The sequence below is a fragment of the Thioalkalivibrio sp. ALJT genome (genome assembly GCF_000381825.1).
Lineage (GTDB): Bacteria > Pseudomonadota > Gammaproteobacteria > Ectothiorhodospirales > Ectothiorhodospiraceae > Thioalkalivibrio.
On sequence record NZ_KB907122.1, the window covers coordinates 145,115 to 161,936 of the forward strand.

The window sequence follows — 16,822 nt, forward strand, 5'->3', positions numbered from 1 at the left end:
GTTGCCTTTGCGTGCGTTGCATGCCGTGCCCCGACTCAAGCAAACGGCTTCGCAAGAGACGGGGGCAGGTCGCACTACGACTCGCTATACGACACGCCTTACCTCGGAAAAGCCGGGCTGCCAATGCGAGTGTCTCCATGGGTCGGTGTTTCCCCGGGCAGTTTCAAAGCCCAAGTTAAGCATGAAAGAAGTGCCGGGCAAACCGGTTCATGCCCGACGCCACGCACAGATCAGTCACCGGCGACGGTCATCGCCTCGATCAGAATCGAACCCGTGTGGATGTTGCCGCGGCAATCGACATCGGTACCCACCGCCGCCATGCGCTGGAACATGTCCTTCAAATTGCCGGCGATGGTGACTTCCTCCACCGGATACTGCAGCTCGCCGTGCTCGACCCAGAACCCGGCCGCACCACGCGAGTAATCGCCCGTGACCATATTGACGCCCTGCCCGATCAGCTCGGTCACCAGGAAGCCGGTGCCCATCTCGGCCAGCAGAGCGGCGAAATCCTTGTCCCCCGGTGTCACGGTCACGTTGCGCGCACCACCGGCATTGCCCGTGGTCTTAAGCCCGAGCCGCCGCGCGGCGTAGCTGTCCAGGGTGTAACTCTGCAGCACACCATCGGCGATCAGCGCGCGGTTGCGCGTGCGCACCCCCTCGCCGTCGAAGGGCGCGCTGCCCAGCGCACGCGGGGTCCGCGGGCGTTCCTCGATCTGCATCCAGCCGGGGAACACCGACTCGCCGACAGCATTCAGCAAGAACGAACTCTCGCGATACTGGGCCGGTCCCGAGATCGCGCGGGTAAAGCTGCCGATCAGAGTACGCGCCATCTCCGGGGCGAACAGCACCGGACAGCTGCGGGTGGACAGCTTGCGTCCACCGAGGCGGCGCACCGTGCGCTCGGCGGCCTCGCGGCCGATACTGGAGGCGGCCTCCAGGTCATCGGCATGACGCGCGACGGAGTAAGCATAATCACGCTGCATGCCGGCCTCATCCCGCGCCACCAGGGCACAGGACAGCGAATGCCGGGTGCTGCGGTAGCCGCCCATGAACCCCTGACTGTCGCCCAGGAAGGCGATCGCCCGCCGGGTGCTGACACTGGCCCCTTCGGAATTCTCGATGCGCGCGTCCGTGGCAAACCCGGCGGCCTCGATGGCACAGGCCAGCTCGGTCGCCTCGGCAACATCACAGGCCCAGGGGTGATCGAGATCGAGATCCTCCCAGGTCTCCGCCTTGAAGGCCGGGTCGGGCATGCCGGCGTAGGGGTCCGGCTCGGTGTAGCGGGCAATGCGGCAGGCCGCCTCGACAGTATCGATCAGGGCCTGGTCGCTGAAATCCGTAGTCGAGGCCGCGCCCTTGGACTGACCGAAGTAGACGATCAGCGACAGGCTCTGGTCCCGTTCGTGTTCCAGGGTCTCGATCTCGCCCTTGCGCACCCCAAGCTCCAGCCCGACGCTGTGGCTGACCACCGCCTGCACGTCCGAGGCACCGCGGGACTGTGCGGCCTCCAGGGCGCGCTGTACCCGCGCCTGCAGCGACTCCGGCGAATGCGACAGGGCCCGGGCCTCGCCATCACGGGAAGGGTCTTGCGGAATCACGCGTTCGGGAGATGTACTCATGCAGGTTTCACTACTCGCTATCGGGTCAGAAATGGGTTCGGACAACAAAAAACGGCCAGGCCCCGGACGGTCCGACCCGGGGCGGCATTTTGATGGCAAACGGTCGGGGAACCCGTAGCAGGTGCAGGACCGCTCCCGCACACGCGCCGCAGAACGAAGCCGGACCCGACAGGCCCCTGGCGGGCCACGCGGAAAGTTCGGTAACCGATCGCTTGGCCAGAAGCGCCGGCGCTGCGTTGGGCCCGTTTGAAACAGGGTCGCTATTCCGGCACTTGCCCGCCTTGCTCCGGCACTTCTGGCTGTGATCCATCGTCACCGAACTTCCCTCATGGCCCCCTAGTCGACCCGGGCGCCGTGCTTGTGAACCGCGCCAACGTTGCCCCAGCGCTCCAGGTCATCGACATGGACCCCGACCCAGTAAAGCATGCCGACGCTGTCACGCGTCCAGCCACCGACCAGATCCTGGCCCGCGCCCAACTCGACGTGATGGGCAAACTGCTCGGCCTTTTCGCGCGCCCGGAAAACATGCCACTGCACGATCTGGTCGTGGCCATGCCCTTCCGGCAGGGAACGTTCCTGTTCGAGAAAATCGAGATTCATCTGCTGTGCCTCCTTGTCGTCGTGTCGACGCCGTTCGCCGGCCCAGTAAGCCTCAGGCCGCCTGGGTGCCGCCCACGGTCATGCCGTCGATCCGCAGCGTAGGCTGGCCCACACCGACCGGAACGCCCTGGCCCTCCTTGCCACAGGTCCCGATCCCGGAATCAAGCCGCATGTCGTTTCCGATCATCGAAACCCGGGTCAGCACATCCGGGCCATTGCCGATCAGGGTCGCACCCTTGACCGGATACGTCACCCTGCCCTTCTCTACACGATAGGCCTCGGAGGCGGAAAACACGAACTTGCCGGAGGTGATGTCCACCTGCCCGCCGCCGAAATTGACCGCATAAAGGCCATCATCCACCGAGGCCAGGATCTCTTCCGGATCGGCCTCGCCGGCCAGCATGTAGGTATTGGTCATGCGCGGCATCGGCAACCGGGCATAGGATTCACGACGGCCGTTACCGGTCGAGTGCGTGCCCATCAGGCGCGCGTTCATCTCGTCCTGCATGTAGCCGCGCAGGACGCCGTCCTCGATCAGCACGGTCTGCCGGGTCGGGTTGCCCTCGTCATCCACGTTCAGCGAACCACGCCGTCCCTCCAGGGTGCCATCGTCGACGATGGTGATGCCCTTCGCCGCTACCTGTTCGCCAACACGGCCGGAGAATGCGGAGGTGCCCTTGCGGTTGAAGTCGCCCTCCAGCCCGTGACCGATCGCCTCGTGCAGCAGCACGCCAGGCCAGCCGGGACCCAGCACCACCTTCATGCTGCCCGCCGGGGCCTCGCGCGCCTCCAGGTTGACCAGGGCCTGACGCACGGCCTCACGGGCATAACCGGCGGCACGCTCATCCTCCAGGAAGTAGCGGTACCCGAAGCGGCCACCCCCACCGGAGGTGCCGGATTCCCGGCGGCCACCCTGCTCGACGATCACCTGCACATTCAGACGCACCAGAGGTCGCACATCGGTCGTCAGCTCGCCGCGGGCGTTCAGCACCAGAACCACCTCGTGCACCCCGGCCAGCGAACACATCACCTGGGTCACGCGCGTGTCCGCCGCGCGGGCCACGGCGTCCACCTCTTTCAGGAGATCGATCTTGGCCTGCTCATCCAGCGAATCCAGCGGGTTGTCCGGGGCGTACAACGCCGGACGCGAGGGTGACCGCGCAGCGACTGCGATGCGGCCACTCTGACCGGCAGCGGCGATACTGCGCGCAGTGCGAGCGGCCTCGAGCATCGCCGGCATCGCAATGTCATCGGAATAGGCAAACCCGGTCTGCTCGCCACGAACCACACGAATTCCGACCCCACGCTCGATATTGAAGCTGGCGGACTTCACGATGCCGTCCTCCAGCGACCAGCCTTCCTGACTGGCGAACTGAAAATAGCAGTCGCCGCCGTCGATCCCGTGCCCGAACGTGGCACCCATCAGCGTGCTGAGTTCGCTGTCGCCCAGGCCGGCGGGATCCAGCAGGGTCTGTTGTGCAAGGCTGTCGATCATGAAGTCCTCTCGGGTTCCGCGGAATCGCCGGCCACCACAGAACACCTGTGGCACTCGACGATATTGACTTTCAGTATGGAGCTTGGGGCACCCGTTCCGCTTTCAAGCGTGCGGGTGTTGCGGGATTACCCCCATGCCTCGCTCAAACGGTACCGGGGCAGGGCAGACGGCGGTGATCCACCGCCGGGAAACTGCTGCGGATGCGCGCCACCTGGGCATGGTCCAGTGTCGCCAGCAGCACCCCGGGGTTGCGCTGGAGCTGACTCACCACCCGGCCCCAGGGGTCGACCAGGGAACTGTGGCCATAGGTCTCGCGGCCATTGACATGGAATCCGCCCTGAGCCGCCGCGAGGATGTAGCACTGATTCTCGATCGCGCGCGCCCGCAGCAGCACGTCCCAGTGTGCCTGTCCGGTCTGGGCAGTAAAGGCCGCGGGCAGGACCATCCACTCCGCGCCCCGGTCAAGCAGGGCCCGGAACAGCTCGGGGAAACGGAGGTCGTAGCAGATCGCCAGCCCCATGCGCCCCACCGGGGTGTCCACAACCACGACCGCGTCGCCGCGTTCGAAGACCCTCGACTCGGTATAGGCCTCGGTGCTGTCCGGCAGGCGCACATCAAACAGGTGGATCTTGTCGTAGCGCGCCACCTGCTGGCCGTGATCATCGAACACCAGACAGGCCGAACGCGCGCGCTGGCCGTCTGCGGTCTGCAACGGGACGGTCCCGCCCACGATCCACAAACCCAGACGGCGAGCCTGTTCGGCAAGGAAGGCCTGCAGCGGACCGGCACCATCGGGCTTCTCCGCAATCCCGAGCACATCGGTCTCCTGCATGCCCATAAAGGCGAAGTTTTCCGGTAACACTGCCAGGCATGCGCCCTTGTCGGCCGCTTCCTGCAGCAAACGCTTGGCCTCCAGCAGGTTGGCCTGGGGCTGGGGTCCGGATGCCATCTGTATGGCGGCTACCTGGTTCATGTTGCTCCGATCATGGTTTGCTCGCGACCCGCTCCGGGCCCGGAGACGTCAGCCCATGCCGACGTCAATCGTTGTCGTTTCCCCCGGTTTCGGCAGCCGGCTCCACCAGCATGCGCACCTGCGGGTCATCCCATGAGCCGGTCACCGAATACTCCACACGGGCCGCCTCCTCCATCTGATCTCCAATGCCCAGCATGCGTTCCGCGAGCAGGACTACAACACCGGTAACCGGGCCACCCACCAGAGCCCCGACGAGGGGCAACGCCGTCCGGATACTGGGCACCACAACGAACTCGTGATCGTAATCTCGCACCACCAGCCCCGTACGTCCGCTCAGACGTACCCGCGCGGAAGGCCCGTCCATGCGCAGCGCGGGCACGTACAGATTCCCGTCTCGCAGCGCCGCATCCGCGGTGAGCTCACTGAAGCTGAGACCCTCGGTGAACACATCACGAAAGTCCAGCCGCAGACGCCGCGGCAACACATCCAGACTGACCAGGCCCAGCACGCGCCCGGCTCCCGGTTCCACATCGGCCAGGCGTCCGTCGGACAGCACCACCTCCATGGAACCGGTCAGCTGTGCGAGGCGCGGGCCATACAGTGGCCCCTCCCAGGCCAGGGACAGCATGCCCTCGCCGGAGCTGCCCAGCAGGGCCCGCGACAGCCGGGAGGAACGCATGCCGGAACCCCAGTCGGTACCCGCCAGCTCCACGTCCAGGCGCGCCTCGGGCCGCCCGTCGGCGTCCACCTGCCAGGCCCCGACCGCATCCGCCCGCAGATCGCCTTCCGGCGCCCGCAGCGCGAAGTCCCTCACCACCAGCCCGTTCGCCCGTGGCGCCAATCCCAGCACGACATCACCGAAACGGTAATCGTCCAGCGCCAGACTGTCGAGGGTCAGATCAATCGCCGGCCAGGCACGCGGGTCCTCCAGCGTCCCGGTTGCGACTGGCTCCACGGCCACTGTATCCACCGCCATGGTGTTATCCCGGCCGATATCCTCCAGGGTCAGGTGACGCAGATCCGCTTCCAGATGCCCGCGGCCGTCGCCGTCCGCCGGGCGCCAGCGGCCCTCGCCCGCGAGCCAGTCGGATACCACCTCCAGGTCCCACCCGAGGTCGCCGCGGCGAGCGAGAACGCGCAGCCCCGGCAGGGTGCGCCCGCCCCAGCGAATCTGTTCGCTCACGTGCAGATCCACACGTTCCAGCAGCACCGCGTGCGTGGCCGATGCAGACGCTTCACCGGGCGCGCCCTGGGCCACCGCGCCGTCCCAGGGTAGCTCGCCCAGTACCGTCCGCCAGGGCTCCACGTCCACCCGCGGCAGACGTACACGCACCGACACTCCGGAACCCGGCAGCGACAGCGGCGTAGCCTTCGGCGCCCCGATCTCCAGCGCCAGCGCTTGCAACCCCAGGCCCCGCGCCGCGACACGGGGCTCGGCCCCGCGCACGGCCGGATCCTCCGGGGCCTGAGCCGGCGACAGGCGCATATGCGCACGCAACACCTCACCCAGCCGCAAACGACCGACCCCGGGGCCGGAGTGTCCCAGCGGCAGGGTCAGCTCAAGATCACGGGCAGCGTCCGCAGACTTGCCAAGCGGTTCCGGCCCGTCGATCGCGACGCCCTCCAGATCCGATGCCAGGTCCAGGCGCACCCCGTCCACCCTTGGCCCCAGGCGCAACCGCGCATCCCAGTGCGCACGTCCGCTCAGGTAGGGTGCAACCTCGGGGAAGACCTCCAGCCAGGGCTCCAGGGGTTGCGCGCCACGGGCACGCAGGCGTACCTCCTCGCCGTCCAGCGGCCAGTCCGCATCCAGAGTCACAGCTTCATCATGCACCCGGGCCGCGACTGCCTCCGCCCGGATCCGCTCGGCGGTATCGAACGCGACCACGCCGGTGACCGCCTCCAGCTCGGCGGGCCAGCCCGGTACCTGGAAACGCACCCCGTCCAGGTCGAGTTCGCCGCTCACCCGAGTCGCATCCATACGCCCCGCCTGCAACGGCAGTTTCAGGGCAAGGTCCAGCCGTGCCGGGCCTGCCACCTGCGCCCGATCGCGGATCTCGGCGGCCTCCTCCAGCAGTTCCGCGCGTTGCAGATAGGTCAGCAAATCCGCCGTATCCCCCTCGGACCTCCCGGTCAGCTCCAGCACCGCCTGCTCCATGTCGGCAATCCGGATGTCGGCATCCCGGACCTCTGTATCCAGAATGCGCCCGCGCGCGCCCAGCGCCCGGAAGCCTGCATTGCGGAATTGCAAACGGCCACTCAGATCCTCCACGCGCGGCCAGTCAGCCTGGTAATCCAGGACGCCATCTTCGACCTCGGCCCACAGATCGAACACGCCTTCGTCCTGCGCGAACGGAAAGTCCCGACCGCGCCCGCGATAGACCATCCCACCCCCGGTCACGCGACCACTTTGAATGCTGTTGCGCAGCCAGGTGTCAGTGGCTTCAGGGAGATGAGAGGCCGGCAGGTAACGGGCCGTATACGCAGCATCTGCCCGCAGGATGTCGAGCGCGAGATCGACCCGGGGACCCGCGGCATGCTCGTCCAGCAACATCCGCATGCGCCCGCGCGCAGCCGCATGCGCGTTGGCCGCGTACAGTCCTTCTCCGGCCAGATACCAGTGCCCCTGCGGATCGCGCTCCGCGCGCAGGCGCCCACGCGCCCGATCCAGGTCAACCGGCCCCGCGAGCACCTGCGGGAGGTCCAGCCGCATCTCGCGACCATCCAGTAACAGCTCCACGCCCCCGCGCCGCCATTGCATGTATCCCGTCGCGCCGCGCACACCCGGAGCCGCGCCCACCGCCTGCCACTCCAGATCGCGCACATCGGCCTCGGCCCATACCGGCAGCAGGCGCGCGTCCTCACGCTGAGCGTGCAGGCGGGCCTGTTCCAGGTGGCCGCGCGGGCGCAGTGCGGCTACCTTCCCGGCAAGCTCCGGGGCCGCCTGTTCAAGCAGGGTCAAAAGCGGCGCGTAGGGCTCGACCTCCAGATCGCGGGCAGCCAGTTCCACCGCATCCACGACGAGCGCCCCCGCGTCCCCCTCCAGACGATAGGCCAGGCGCAGATCGCCCGAGCCCGGGTGGGTCCCGCTCCAGGACGAGCGGTGGCGAGCATCGGTGACCTGCCAGGCAAAACGATGACCGATCGCGGTTGCCACCGGTTCACCATCCAGGCGCAGGGTCGTGTCGTGCTCCCCGCGCAGCCAGCCCACTCGCCCGTCAGCAAGCCCCCCCCACAACCGCAGCGAGGTCGATCCGGCCGGTGCAGTCCAGCCCAGGTAGGCCAGCCAGGGCTGGACCGCCTCCAGATCGATCTCCGCCGCCTGAAGAAAGAAGCGCGCAGCACGCAGATCCGCCGCCGGCGCTTCCACCCCCAGTGCAACCGCCGCCCCGGGGCCCGCGCCATCCGGGACCCCGCTCAGGTGCAGACGCAGGGAACCGTCACGAGCGGTGCGCAGCGCAGCACGGTCGAGGCGCAGGGCGGACTCCCGCTCTGCGACCCGGTCCTCCCAGGAGAGCTGCAGGTGCTCGGCCTGCACATCCAGCCAGTGCGCCCGGCTCAACCAGCGCCCCTCGTCCGTCCCGAGCTCCCGGCCGTTGAGGAAAAACCGATCGTCAGCAGCGCGCACCAGGCGCAGCTCCAGACCCCGCACTCGCACATCCAGCACCGGGTGGAGACTGCGCAGACTGGCGCCCACGTTCAGCGAGACCCCCAGGGAGTCCGTCACCACCGCCTCTCCGGGATCCATGTCCATGACGACATCGCGCGCCACCAGTGCGGGGGACCAACCGCTCCACCCGAGCTCGACGCGCGCAGTCGTGACCACGTGACCGAGCTGTTCGCTGGCGCTGTCTTCCACCCACGCCTGGATACCGTCCCAGTGCGGCAGGGCAAGCCGCAGCGCCAGCAGCAGGATCACCAGCAGCAGAACCAGGCCCAGCCCGATCCACGCCAGGCCACGCAGGATCGGTGAAGACCTACTCATTTGCTTGACCACGGGGCATTGTCCGGCCATTCCGGCCGGCCGCGGGCCCCATATCCGCCGGGCCCACCTGTGCAAATCACTTGGCGCCTCCTCTCCCCCCGAAGAACGGACCCCGGGGCCCGTGGAACCTCGGACGGAAACCGCGTCAGACGAACACCACGTCGAACTGCTCCTGGGTATACAGCGTCTCGACCTGGAATCGAATCGGAACGCCGACAAAGCTCTGCAGTTCCGCCAGGGCGGCGGACTCCTCATCCAGCAGCAGATCAATCACGTTCTGCGAGGCCAGCACACGCAGTTCGCGCGCGTCATACTGACGCGCCTCGCGCAGGATCTCGCGGAACAGCTCGTAACAGACGGTCTCGGCAGATTTCAGATAGCCGCGGCCACCGCAGACCGGGCACGGCTCGCACATCTGATGCTCGAGGCTCTCGCGGGTACGCTTGCGCGTCATCTCGACCAGACCCAGCGGCGAGACGTCACAGATCTGCGTCTTCACGTGATCGCGCTCCAGGGCCTTCTCCAGTGCACGGATCACCTGGCGCTTGTGCTCGTCGTCCTGCATGTCGATGAAATCAATGATGATAATCCCACCGAGATTGCGCAGACGCAGTTGCCGTCCGATGGCCTGGGCCGCCTCCAGATTGGTCTTGAAGATGGTCTCTTCGAGCTTGCGATGCCCGACGAATCCCCCGGTATTGATGTCAACGGTCGTCATCGCCTCGGTCTGATCGAAGATCAGGTAACCACCCGACTTCAGTCCCACCTTGCGTTCCAGTGCGCGCTGGATCTCCTCTTCCACATTGAACAGATCGAAGATCGGGCGCTCACCGGGGTAGTGTTCGATGCGCCCGATCAGTTCCGGCAGGTAACGCTCCACAAAACCGCACACTTTCTGATAGGTCTCGCGCGAGTCGATGCGGATGCGCTCGATATCCACCCCCACCATATCGCGCAGGATACGCTCCACCAGCGGCAGATCGGTGTACACCTCCGTCCCCGCCGGGGCACTGGCCACCTGTTCCTGCAGGCCATCCCAGACCTTCTTCAGAAAGGCCGTATCGTTATACAAGGCCTCGTAGTCCGCCAGTTCGGCAGCCGTACGCACAATGAAACCGTGCTCCGGGGCCAGCTCGTCGCGCAGGGATTCCATGGCCTCGCGCAGGCGCGCCCGCACCCCTTCGTCCTCGATCCGCGTGCTCACGCCCACGTTCGCCTGTTTGGGCATCAGCACCAGATTCCGCGAGGGCAGCGTGATATAGGTCGTCAGCCGCGCGCCCTTGGATCCCAGCGGGTCCTTGACCGCCTGCACCAGGATCTCCTGGCCCTCACGCAGCAGCTCGCGGATCCCCTCGCGCGCGGCCGGGGCGGCGACGGTACTGCCATTGCCGTTCACCGTGGCGGCCCCTTCCACGCCCACCAGGGCGTTCCCGCTGAGCTCCTCACGTTCCACCGGGGCTACATCGGAGGCGTGCAGAAAGGCCGTGCGCTCCAGACCGATATCCACAAACGCGGCGTCCATGCCCGGGAGCACCCGCACGACCCGACCCTTGTAGATATTGCCCACAATCCCGCGGCGCCGGGTCCGTTCCAGATGGAGTTCGGTCAGCACACCGTTTTCCACCAGGGCCGCACGGCTTTCCTGGGGCGTCACGTTCATCAGGATTTCGGTACCGGTCATGCGTTCTTCTTGTTATGAGTGAATCGGGCGGGCAGGACCACTACCCGCTGCGCGACACACCTTGCCGCGGAAACCCTGAGGGGCGAGCGCAGTGTGTGCATGAATCAAGTCTTGCCCTCGGGAGGGGCCATGTCCGCCGCAGTCGCGTCCGCCGCTTCGATCGGCTCGGGGCTGGCCGGTTCGAGCCGTGGCCAGGACTTGATCACGGCATGCACCAGGGTCGCCAGCGGGATGGCGAAGAACACCCCCCAGAGCCCCCAAATGCCCCCGAACAGGAACACCGCGGCAATAATCGCCACCGGATGCAGGTTGACCACCTCGGAGAACAGCAGCGGTACCAGCACATTGCCATCCAGAAACTGGATCACGCCATAGGCGATCAGGATCCATGCGAACTCGGGTCCGATGCCGAACTGGAAATAGGCCACCGCCGCCACCGGGATGGTCACCACCGCCGCCCCGATGTACGGGATAATCACCGAAATACCGACCATGAACGACAGCAGGACCGCGAATTCCAGCCCGAACCAGTTGAAGGTCAGGAAGGTCACCACCCAGACGATCATGATCTCGATGAACTTGCCACGCACGTAGCTGGCAATCTTCACATTGACCTCGCGCCACACCTCACCGGCCAGGTGGGAATCACGCGGCATAAAGCCGCGCACCCAGCTCAGGATCAGATCACGGTCCTTCAGCATGAAGAACACCATCAGCGGCACCACGATCAGATAGATCACGACATCCACCAAATGCCGCGCGGAGGCCAGCGAGAACGAGACCACCCGCTGACCCAGCAAGGTCGCCTCGGCCTGGATCGCCCCCATCAGATCCCGTACCTGATCGTCCGTGATCAGTTGCGGGTAGTGCTCGGGGAGCTGCAGCAGCAAGGACTGCCCCTCGCGGATCATGCCGGGCAGCTCGCGCACCAACTGCGTCACCTGGGCCGACAACAGCGGCACCACGCTGAACAGCGCCGCCACAGTCAGGGCGAGAAACGCGAGCAACACGATGGTGACTGCCAACAGGCGCGGCACATGCACCCGGGTCAGCTTCTTGACTCCACCCTCCAGCAGGTAGGCGATGATCAGCGAGGCCAGCAGCGGCGCAAGGATGCGGCCAGCAAAGACGACAACAAGAAAACCCAGCAACAGCAGGAACGCGAGAATCACCACCTGCGGGTCGGTGAAATGCCGCAGATACCACTGACGCAGGACTTCGATCATGGAGTCGGTCCTCCCGCCCCCGATTCGTCCGGGGCATCCTGTTGATCCGTGCGCGCCGGATCCTCAGCGACCGCCTTCTCGTAGTGACTGCGGAACACCACCTCGAGCTCGTCGATCACCTCGACCGCCTCGCGCCCCTGCATCACGTGCTGGGCCATCAGGGCGGAGGTCTCGTTCAGCAGCCTGGAGCGGTCCAGCATGTGATAGGTGGCGGACAGCCGCCGCATCGCCTTGATCACGGACTCGCTCTCCGGACGCGGGATGGGCTCCGGTTCCGGCAGTGGCTCCGGCGCCGGTGGCGGCGACTCCTGCTCCAGGAAGCGGGCAAACTTCAGCAGGCTGGCCTGATCCTCGGCCGACAGCCGCGCGGCGATCTCGGCGATCGCACTGGCCGGATCGTCCCCGCCCTTCTTGCGGGCACCCCCGAGCACCGACCCGAAGCCCCCTCCGGGCAGACTACCTGCCCCATCGGGGCCCAGTGGCGGGATCATCCGTCGTCCTCGATCTTCAGACTGAACACCGGCATCTTGCGCCGCTCCTGCATCAGCTCCAGTTCCTTGACCACAGCCACGATTACGTCCGAGGTCACCTTCTGCATCTCGCCCCACTCCATACGCGCCTCGCCCAGGAGCTCGCCCATGTTCGGCGGTGGATTGTGGCGGGCCTCCATGATGATGTCTTCGAGCATGCCCGGCTTCATCTCCGGCCGGAAAAGCATGCCATAGGTCAGGGCATCCGGGCGCACGGCCAGCCAGTCGCCCTCGTCGTCGACCAGGATTGGCTCCAGCCCTTCCGGCAGAGACACGCTGCCATTGACCAGCTGCAGCACGCGCCGACCGTCCAGGGTCTCGGCCAGAGCATCACCAGCACCAGCCGCGGTCTTGTGCGCCGTCACGAAGCGGGCCCGATACATCGGTTCTTCGTGGGCCGTACCGCCGGCCTGCTCGGCGACCAGCAGCCCCCCCATGCCCAGCCCCACCACCGGGCGCTTCGAGCGCCGGAAGATATCGATCAGGGACAGTTCATCCGGGACCTGCGGGTTTTCCTCGCGATCCGCAGTCGGCCACGCCCCGCCGAGCAGCCACAGACCGTCAAACTGGGCCGCAGAGCCCGGCAGGTCCTGACCCACGAACGGACGGTAGTAGGAGAAACCGATATCGCGCTTTTCCAGCTGCGATTCGATCAGCCCGAGGAATTCCGAATACGTATGCTGCACCACGCAGTAGTTCTTCATGTCGCATCAATCCTGTCTGGTTTCTTGAGCCGGGGCCGGTGCGCGCTGACCGGTGCAGTAGCCGCTGAGGAACTGCATCAGCACCTCCAGCGTGGGCACACGAAACTTCTGACGCGCGTGCACCAGAGAGATCGGCCGTTCCAGCGGCGGCGACAGCGGCAGCGCCACCAGTTCGCCCAGGGCCAGTTCCTTGGCTACCACCGCCTCGGACAACACCGAGACCCCCATACCGGCCACCACCGCCCCCTTGATCGCCTCCGGGCTGCCCAGTTCCATGCAGCCACGCAGGCTGTTGCGGTCGTACCCGGCACGCCCAAGGTACTCCATGATTACCTCGCGGGTCCCGGAACCCTCCTCCCGGCATATGAATGGGCGCTCGATAAAGTCGGCCACGTGCACGGTCTCGCGCCCTGCGAGTTCGTGTTCCGGCGGCACAATGAGCCGCAACTGGTCCACCAGGCAAGGCTGCACCTGCAGACTGCGATGGCTGACAGGGGCCTCGACAATACCCAGGTCCACGCTGCCCTCCTCGACCATCACCACCACATTCTCGGTGTTGCCAACACGCAGGCGGATACCAATATCGGGGTGGGCGCGGCGGAAGGTCCCCAGCAGGGCCGGCAGCATGTATTCCGCCACCGTGGTACTGGCACCGATCACCAGCGCCCCGCCATCCGCGCCCTTCAATTCACGCAGCGCGGCCTCGAGTTCGCTGTAGGTATCGAAGATGCGCTCGGCATAGCGCTGGACCAGGCGCCCGGCGTCGGTCAGAGTGACGCGATTGTGATTGCGATCAAACAACCGCGTGTCGAGCTGTTCCTCGAGCTGGCGCACCTGAAAGGTAACGGCCGGTTGCGTCATGTGCAGCACCTCGGCCGCGCGCGTGAACGACAGCAACCGCGCCACCGTCAGAAAGACCTGCAAACGCCGATCGGCCATGCCGCCCCGCCTGAATATCCGTTCCGTCCAAACGCGCGCATGCTACCAATCCACCATCGGCGGCAACAGCAACCCCGACGCCTACGCGGCCCGGAAACCGCAGCACCCGTCTAAAGCGCCCACAAGACCCCTGAGCACGCGTCTGCAACCCCATGCACGACGGCAGACCCCACGGAACCGCCGCGTCATGCACACGCTCGCGTGGACACCCCGGCCTTCCCGATCCTGCGCAGCGCCCCGAACCCTGCAAACGAACCCGTCAGGAACGGGCAGGCAACACCATGCCCCCGCACGACACATCCGGCCCCGGAAAACCCGGGATGCCAGCGCGAGTGTGTATATTCATTTCGTATTCCCCTTGATGGCCCCGCTGTTGTGGCCCCGGTGCTGGTAACTGCAGGCTGCAACACAGAACCGCAAAATCCCGGATGCAACGCGAGCGTGTTCATGAATCAGCGGCACCCCGAAGGAGCTGGAATGACGCAACCTCCGGCTGCCACGTGGCAGCCGGAACACCCGCAGCGTATTCGCAAGCCCTGGCGCATCGCCGGCGCCGCCGCCACCGTCGCACTCATGGCCCTGGTGGCCCTGCTGGTATACAAGACCGGCGGCACCTCGACCGCTTACCTCAATTTCATCCTGATTCCGGTGCTGCTGGGTGCCGCACTGTTCGGCCTTTGGGGCGGTCTTGCCTGCGGTCTCCTGGCCGGACTGATCCTGGGACCCTTCATGCCTCTGGACAGCGCTGCCGGGATCCCGCAGCCCACCCTCAACTGGGCCACACGCGCCACGATCTACGTCGTCCTCGGCGGCTTCGCCGGCTGGCTCTTCGACACCCTGAACCGGCACTCCCGACGACTGCTGGACCAGGCCTACCACAACCCGGTGACCGACCTGCCCAACCGCGAGGCCCTGGAGAGGTACACCCGCCACCTGATGAAACAGGCCGAGGCCCCCACCCCGCCCGCCACCCGCGTCTTCATCATCAGTCTGCAGATGGACAACTATCAGGACACCATCAGCGCCCTGGGCTTGACCGCGGAACGCCCCCTGCTACTGGCCATCTCGAAACGCCTGTGCGACACCGCCACCGCCAGCGGCTCCACGGTCTTTCATGTCCACGACGACCATTTCGTCCTGATCCTTCCGCATCGCAGCCGGCGCGAGGCCCTGCAACTCACGCAGGCCGTTATCGACCGCCTGCAGGCCCCGTTTCAGGTCCACGACATTCCGATCTATCTCGGGGCTCATGCCGGCCTTTCGTCCTTCCCGTTTCATGAACAGGACGAACCCACCCGACTACTGACCAAGGCCTGGCTGGCCATGCACCAGGCGAGCCAGGCCGGACGCTACTACCGCAGCTACGACCGCCGCAGCGATGACCACAGCCTGCAAACAGTGGAACTGCTGGGCGAACTTCAGGGGGCCCTGAACCAGGACCAGTTACGACTGTACTACCAGCCCAAACTGGACCTGAAAACGGGTCACCTGAGCGGCATGGAGGCGCTGCTGCGCTGGGAGCACCCGGTCCGGGGGCACATCCGTCCGGACACGTTCATCCCCCAGACCGAACGCACCGGATTGATCCACCCCCTGACCCGCAAGCTTCTGGAACAAGCGATTAACGACCTGACAATCTTCCGCAGACACGGACTCGCCATGCCTGTCAGCGTGAACATCTCCGCGCGCAATTTCCTCGACCCCGATTTCGCCGAGGACGTGCTGGCCATGGTCCGACACTCGGGACTGCCACCCTGCGCCCTGGAGCTGGAATTCACCGAAAGCGCCGTCATGTCCGAGCCCGACGCGGTTATCGCCGCCCTGCACCGCCTGACCACCGCCGGCCTGAGACTGGCGATCGACGACTTTGGCACCGGCTACTCGTCTCTTGCTTACCTCAAACGCATGCCGGTCTCGACCCTCAAGATCGACCAGACCTTTGTGCGCCATATGCGGGAGCAGCCGGTCGATGCGCAGATCACGCGCGCCAGCATCAGCCTCGCGCACGATCTCGGTCTGAAAGTCGTGGCTGAGGGCGCGGAGGACCAGGCCACACTGGATGCCCTGCGCGCCCTGGGCTGCAACGCGGCTCAGGGCTACGGGGTTGCGCGGCCGATGCCGCTGGATGCTGCCATCGCCTGGGCCGAGGCCTGCGGCATCGAAGCTGGCGTGCAGGCGCGCTGCAGTCCCCACCCCGAATGAACCTGTGCGTCTCACTTGCACCGCCCCCGGGGCTGCGCTATAGTCCGCCGTCTTTCTGGTAGACCCAAATTCCGGAGTCCCCCCGATGTCCCGAGTATGTCAGGTGACCGGCAAGCGCCCGGCGACCGGTAACAACGTTTCGCACGCCCACCGCAAGACGCGGCGGCGCTTCCTGCCCAATCTGCACTCCCACCGCTTCTGGGTGGAGAGCGAAAATCGCTTCGTGCGCCTGCGCGTGAGCAGCAAGGGTATGCGCATCATCGACAAGCGCGGCATCGATGCGGTCCTGGCGGACTGCCGTGCCCGCGGCGAAAAGATTTAAGGAAGATTCACAATGGCTGCCAAGACCGCACGCGACAAGATCCGCCTGGTGTCCTCCGCCGGCACCGGACACTTCTACACCACGTCCAAGAACAAGCGGAACATGCCCGAGAAGATGGAGATCAAGAAGTTTGATCCCGTCATCCGCAAGCACGTGATGTACAAGGAAGCCAAAATCAAATAATCGGGCCTGTCGGTCCACCTGTTTGACTCCCTGGCTCAAAAAAGGCCCAGCCCGCAAGCGCGGTGCCGGGCTTTTTTGCGTGTGCGTGAGTGCGACGTGCGTTCAGACGGGGTCAGCCTGCCCGCCCTCTGCCGGCGCAACACCGCCCTTTGCGGCCGTTTCCGCCCAGCGCGTCATCTGCCGGCCCCAGCGATGAGCCGTGGCCGGGTCCAGTTCGATCTTGGTATAGCGCTCGCCATCGCGGATAATAACGCGCAGCAAAGGGACTCCCGAGTCGTGCAGGATCTGCCGCAGTTCCACGACCTCGCCAAATGGCGCATCAATCGAATCCATGGTGTGTGTTCCTCCTGAGCCGGCCAGCTA

General features: G+C 66.0%; 14 protein-coding genes. 3 read left to right on the forward strand and 11 right to left on the reverse strand.

Annotated features, from left to right (window positions below):
* Window positions 1-230: 230 nt before the first annotated feature.
* The 10 genes from pmbA to G332_RS0103005 all read right to left on the reverse strand — a co-directional run bounded on the left by pmbA (window position 231) and on the right by G332_RS0103005 (window position 13,752).
* Window positions 231-1,619, reverse strand: a complete 1,389-nt coding sequence (gene pmbA / locus G332_RS0102960) for a metalloprotease PmbA (RefSeq protein WP_026340546.1) — start codon at window positions 1,617-1,619, stop codon at window positions 231-233.
* 336 nt (window positions 1,620-1,955) lie between these two features.
* Window positions 1,956-2,219: a hypothetical protein gene (locus G332_RS0102965; protein WP_019625511.1), complete on the reverse strand. Its 264-nt coding sequence runs from the start codon at window positions 2,217-2,219 to the stop codon at window positions 1,956-1,958.
* Window positions 2,220-2,271: 52 nt separating this feature from the next.
* Window positions 2,272-3,714, reverse strand: a complete 1,443-nt coding sequence (tldD, locus tag G332_RS0102970) for a metalloprotease TldD (protein WP_019625512.1) — start codon at window positions 3,712-3,714, stop codon at window positions 2,272-2,274.
* A 142-nt stretch (window positions 3,715-3,856) separates the two neighbouring features.
* Window positions 3,857-4,687 (reverse strand): carbon-nitrogen hydrolase family protein, encoded by an 831-nt coding sequence (locus tag G332_RS0102975; RefSeq protein ID WP_019625513.1) that lies wholly within the window; start codon window positions 4,685-4,687, stop codon window positions 3,857-3,859.
* Window positions 4,688-4,751: 64 nt separating this feature from the next.
* On the reverse strand, window positions 4,752-8,672 hold the full coding sequence (locus tag G332_RS0102980; RefSeq protein ID WP_019625514.1) for a YhdP family protein: 3,921 nt from the start codon (window positions 8,670-8,672) through the stop codon (window positions 4,752-4,754).
* Window positions 8,673-8,817: 145 nt separating this feature from the next.
* Window positions 8,818-10,353, reverse strand: coding sequence for a ribonuclease G (gene rng, locus G332_RS0102985; RefSeq protein ID WP_019625515.1), 1,536 nt, complete (start codon window positions 10,351-10,353; stop codon window positions 8,818-8,820).
* A gap of 104 nt (window positions 10,354-10,457) precedes the next feature.
* Window positions 10,458-11,579, reverse strand: coding sequence for an AI-2E family transporter (locus G332_RS0102990; RefSeq protein WP_019625516.1), 1,122 nt, complete (start codon window positions 11,577-11,579; stop codon window positions 10,458-10,460).
* The gene (locus tag G332_RS0102995) at window positions 11,576-12,070 is read right to left on the reverse strand and encodes a hypothetical protein (protein ID WP_026340548.1); all 495 of its coding nucleotides are present in this window, start codon (window positions 12,068-12,070) and stop codon (window positions 11,576-11,578) included. The genes G332_RS0102990 and G332_RS0102995 overlap by 4 nt, the downstream gene beginning before the upstream one ends.
* Entirely contained in the window at window positions 12,067-12,813 is a 747-nt protein-coding gene (locus tag G332_RS0103000) for a GMP synthase (RefSeq protein ID WP_019625518.1), read from the reverse strand. The genes G332_RS0102995 and G332_RS0103000 overlap by 4 nt, the downstream gene beginning before the upstream one ends.
* A gap of 6 nt (window positions 12,814-12,819) precedes the next feature.
* The gene (locus G332_RS0103005) at window positions 12,820-13,752 is read right to left on the reverse strand and encodes a LysR family transcriptional regulator (RefSeq protein WP_019625519.1); all 933 of its coding nucleotides are present in this window, start codon (window positions 13,750-13,752) and stop codon (window positions 12,820-12,822) included.
* A 477-nt stretch (window positions 13,753-14,229) separates the two neighbouring features.
* On the opposite strand from G332_RS0103005, the gene G332_RS0103010 reads away from it, so the two are divergent.
* The 3 genes from G332_RS0103010 to rpmG all read left to right on the forward strand — a co-directional run bounded on the left by G332_RS0103010 (window position 14,230) and on the right by rpmG (window position 16,459).
* Window positions 14,230-15,954 (forward strand): EAL domain-containing protein, encoded by a 1,725-nt coding sequence (locus G332_RS0103010; RefSeq protein WP_019625520.1) that lies wholly within the window; start codon window positions 14,230-14,232, stop codon window positions 15,952-15,954.
* Window positions 15,955-16,039: 85 nt separating this feature from the next.
* Window positions 16,040-16,276: a 50S ribosomal protein L28 gene (gene rpmB / locus G332_RS0103015; RefSeq protein ID WP_019625521.1), complete on the forward strand. Its 237-nt coding sequence runs from the start codon at window positions 16,040-16,042 to the stop codon at window positions 16,274-16,276.
* Window positions 16,277-16,288: 12 nt separating this feature from the next.
* Window positions 16,289-16,459 (forward strand): 50S ribosomal protein L33, encoded by a 171-nt coding sequence (gene rpmG / locus G332_RS0103020; protein ID WP_019625522.1) that lies wholly within the window; start codon window positions 16,289-16,291, stop codon window positions 16,457-16,459.
* A gap of 102 nt (window positions 16,460-16,561) precedes the next feature.
* Here rpmG and G332_RS0103025 read toward each other — a convergent pair whose 3' ends face one another.
* On the reverse strand, window positions 16,562-16,792 hold the full coding sequence (locus G332_RS0103025; RefSeq protein WP_019625523.1) for a hypothetical protein: 231 nt from the start codon (window positions 16,790-16,792) through the stop codon (window positions 16,562-16,564).
* Window positions 16,793-16,822: the final 30 nt, after the last annotated feature.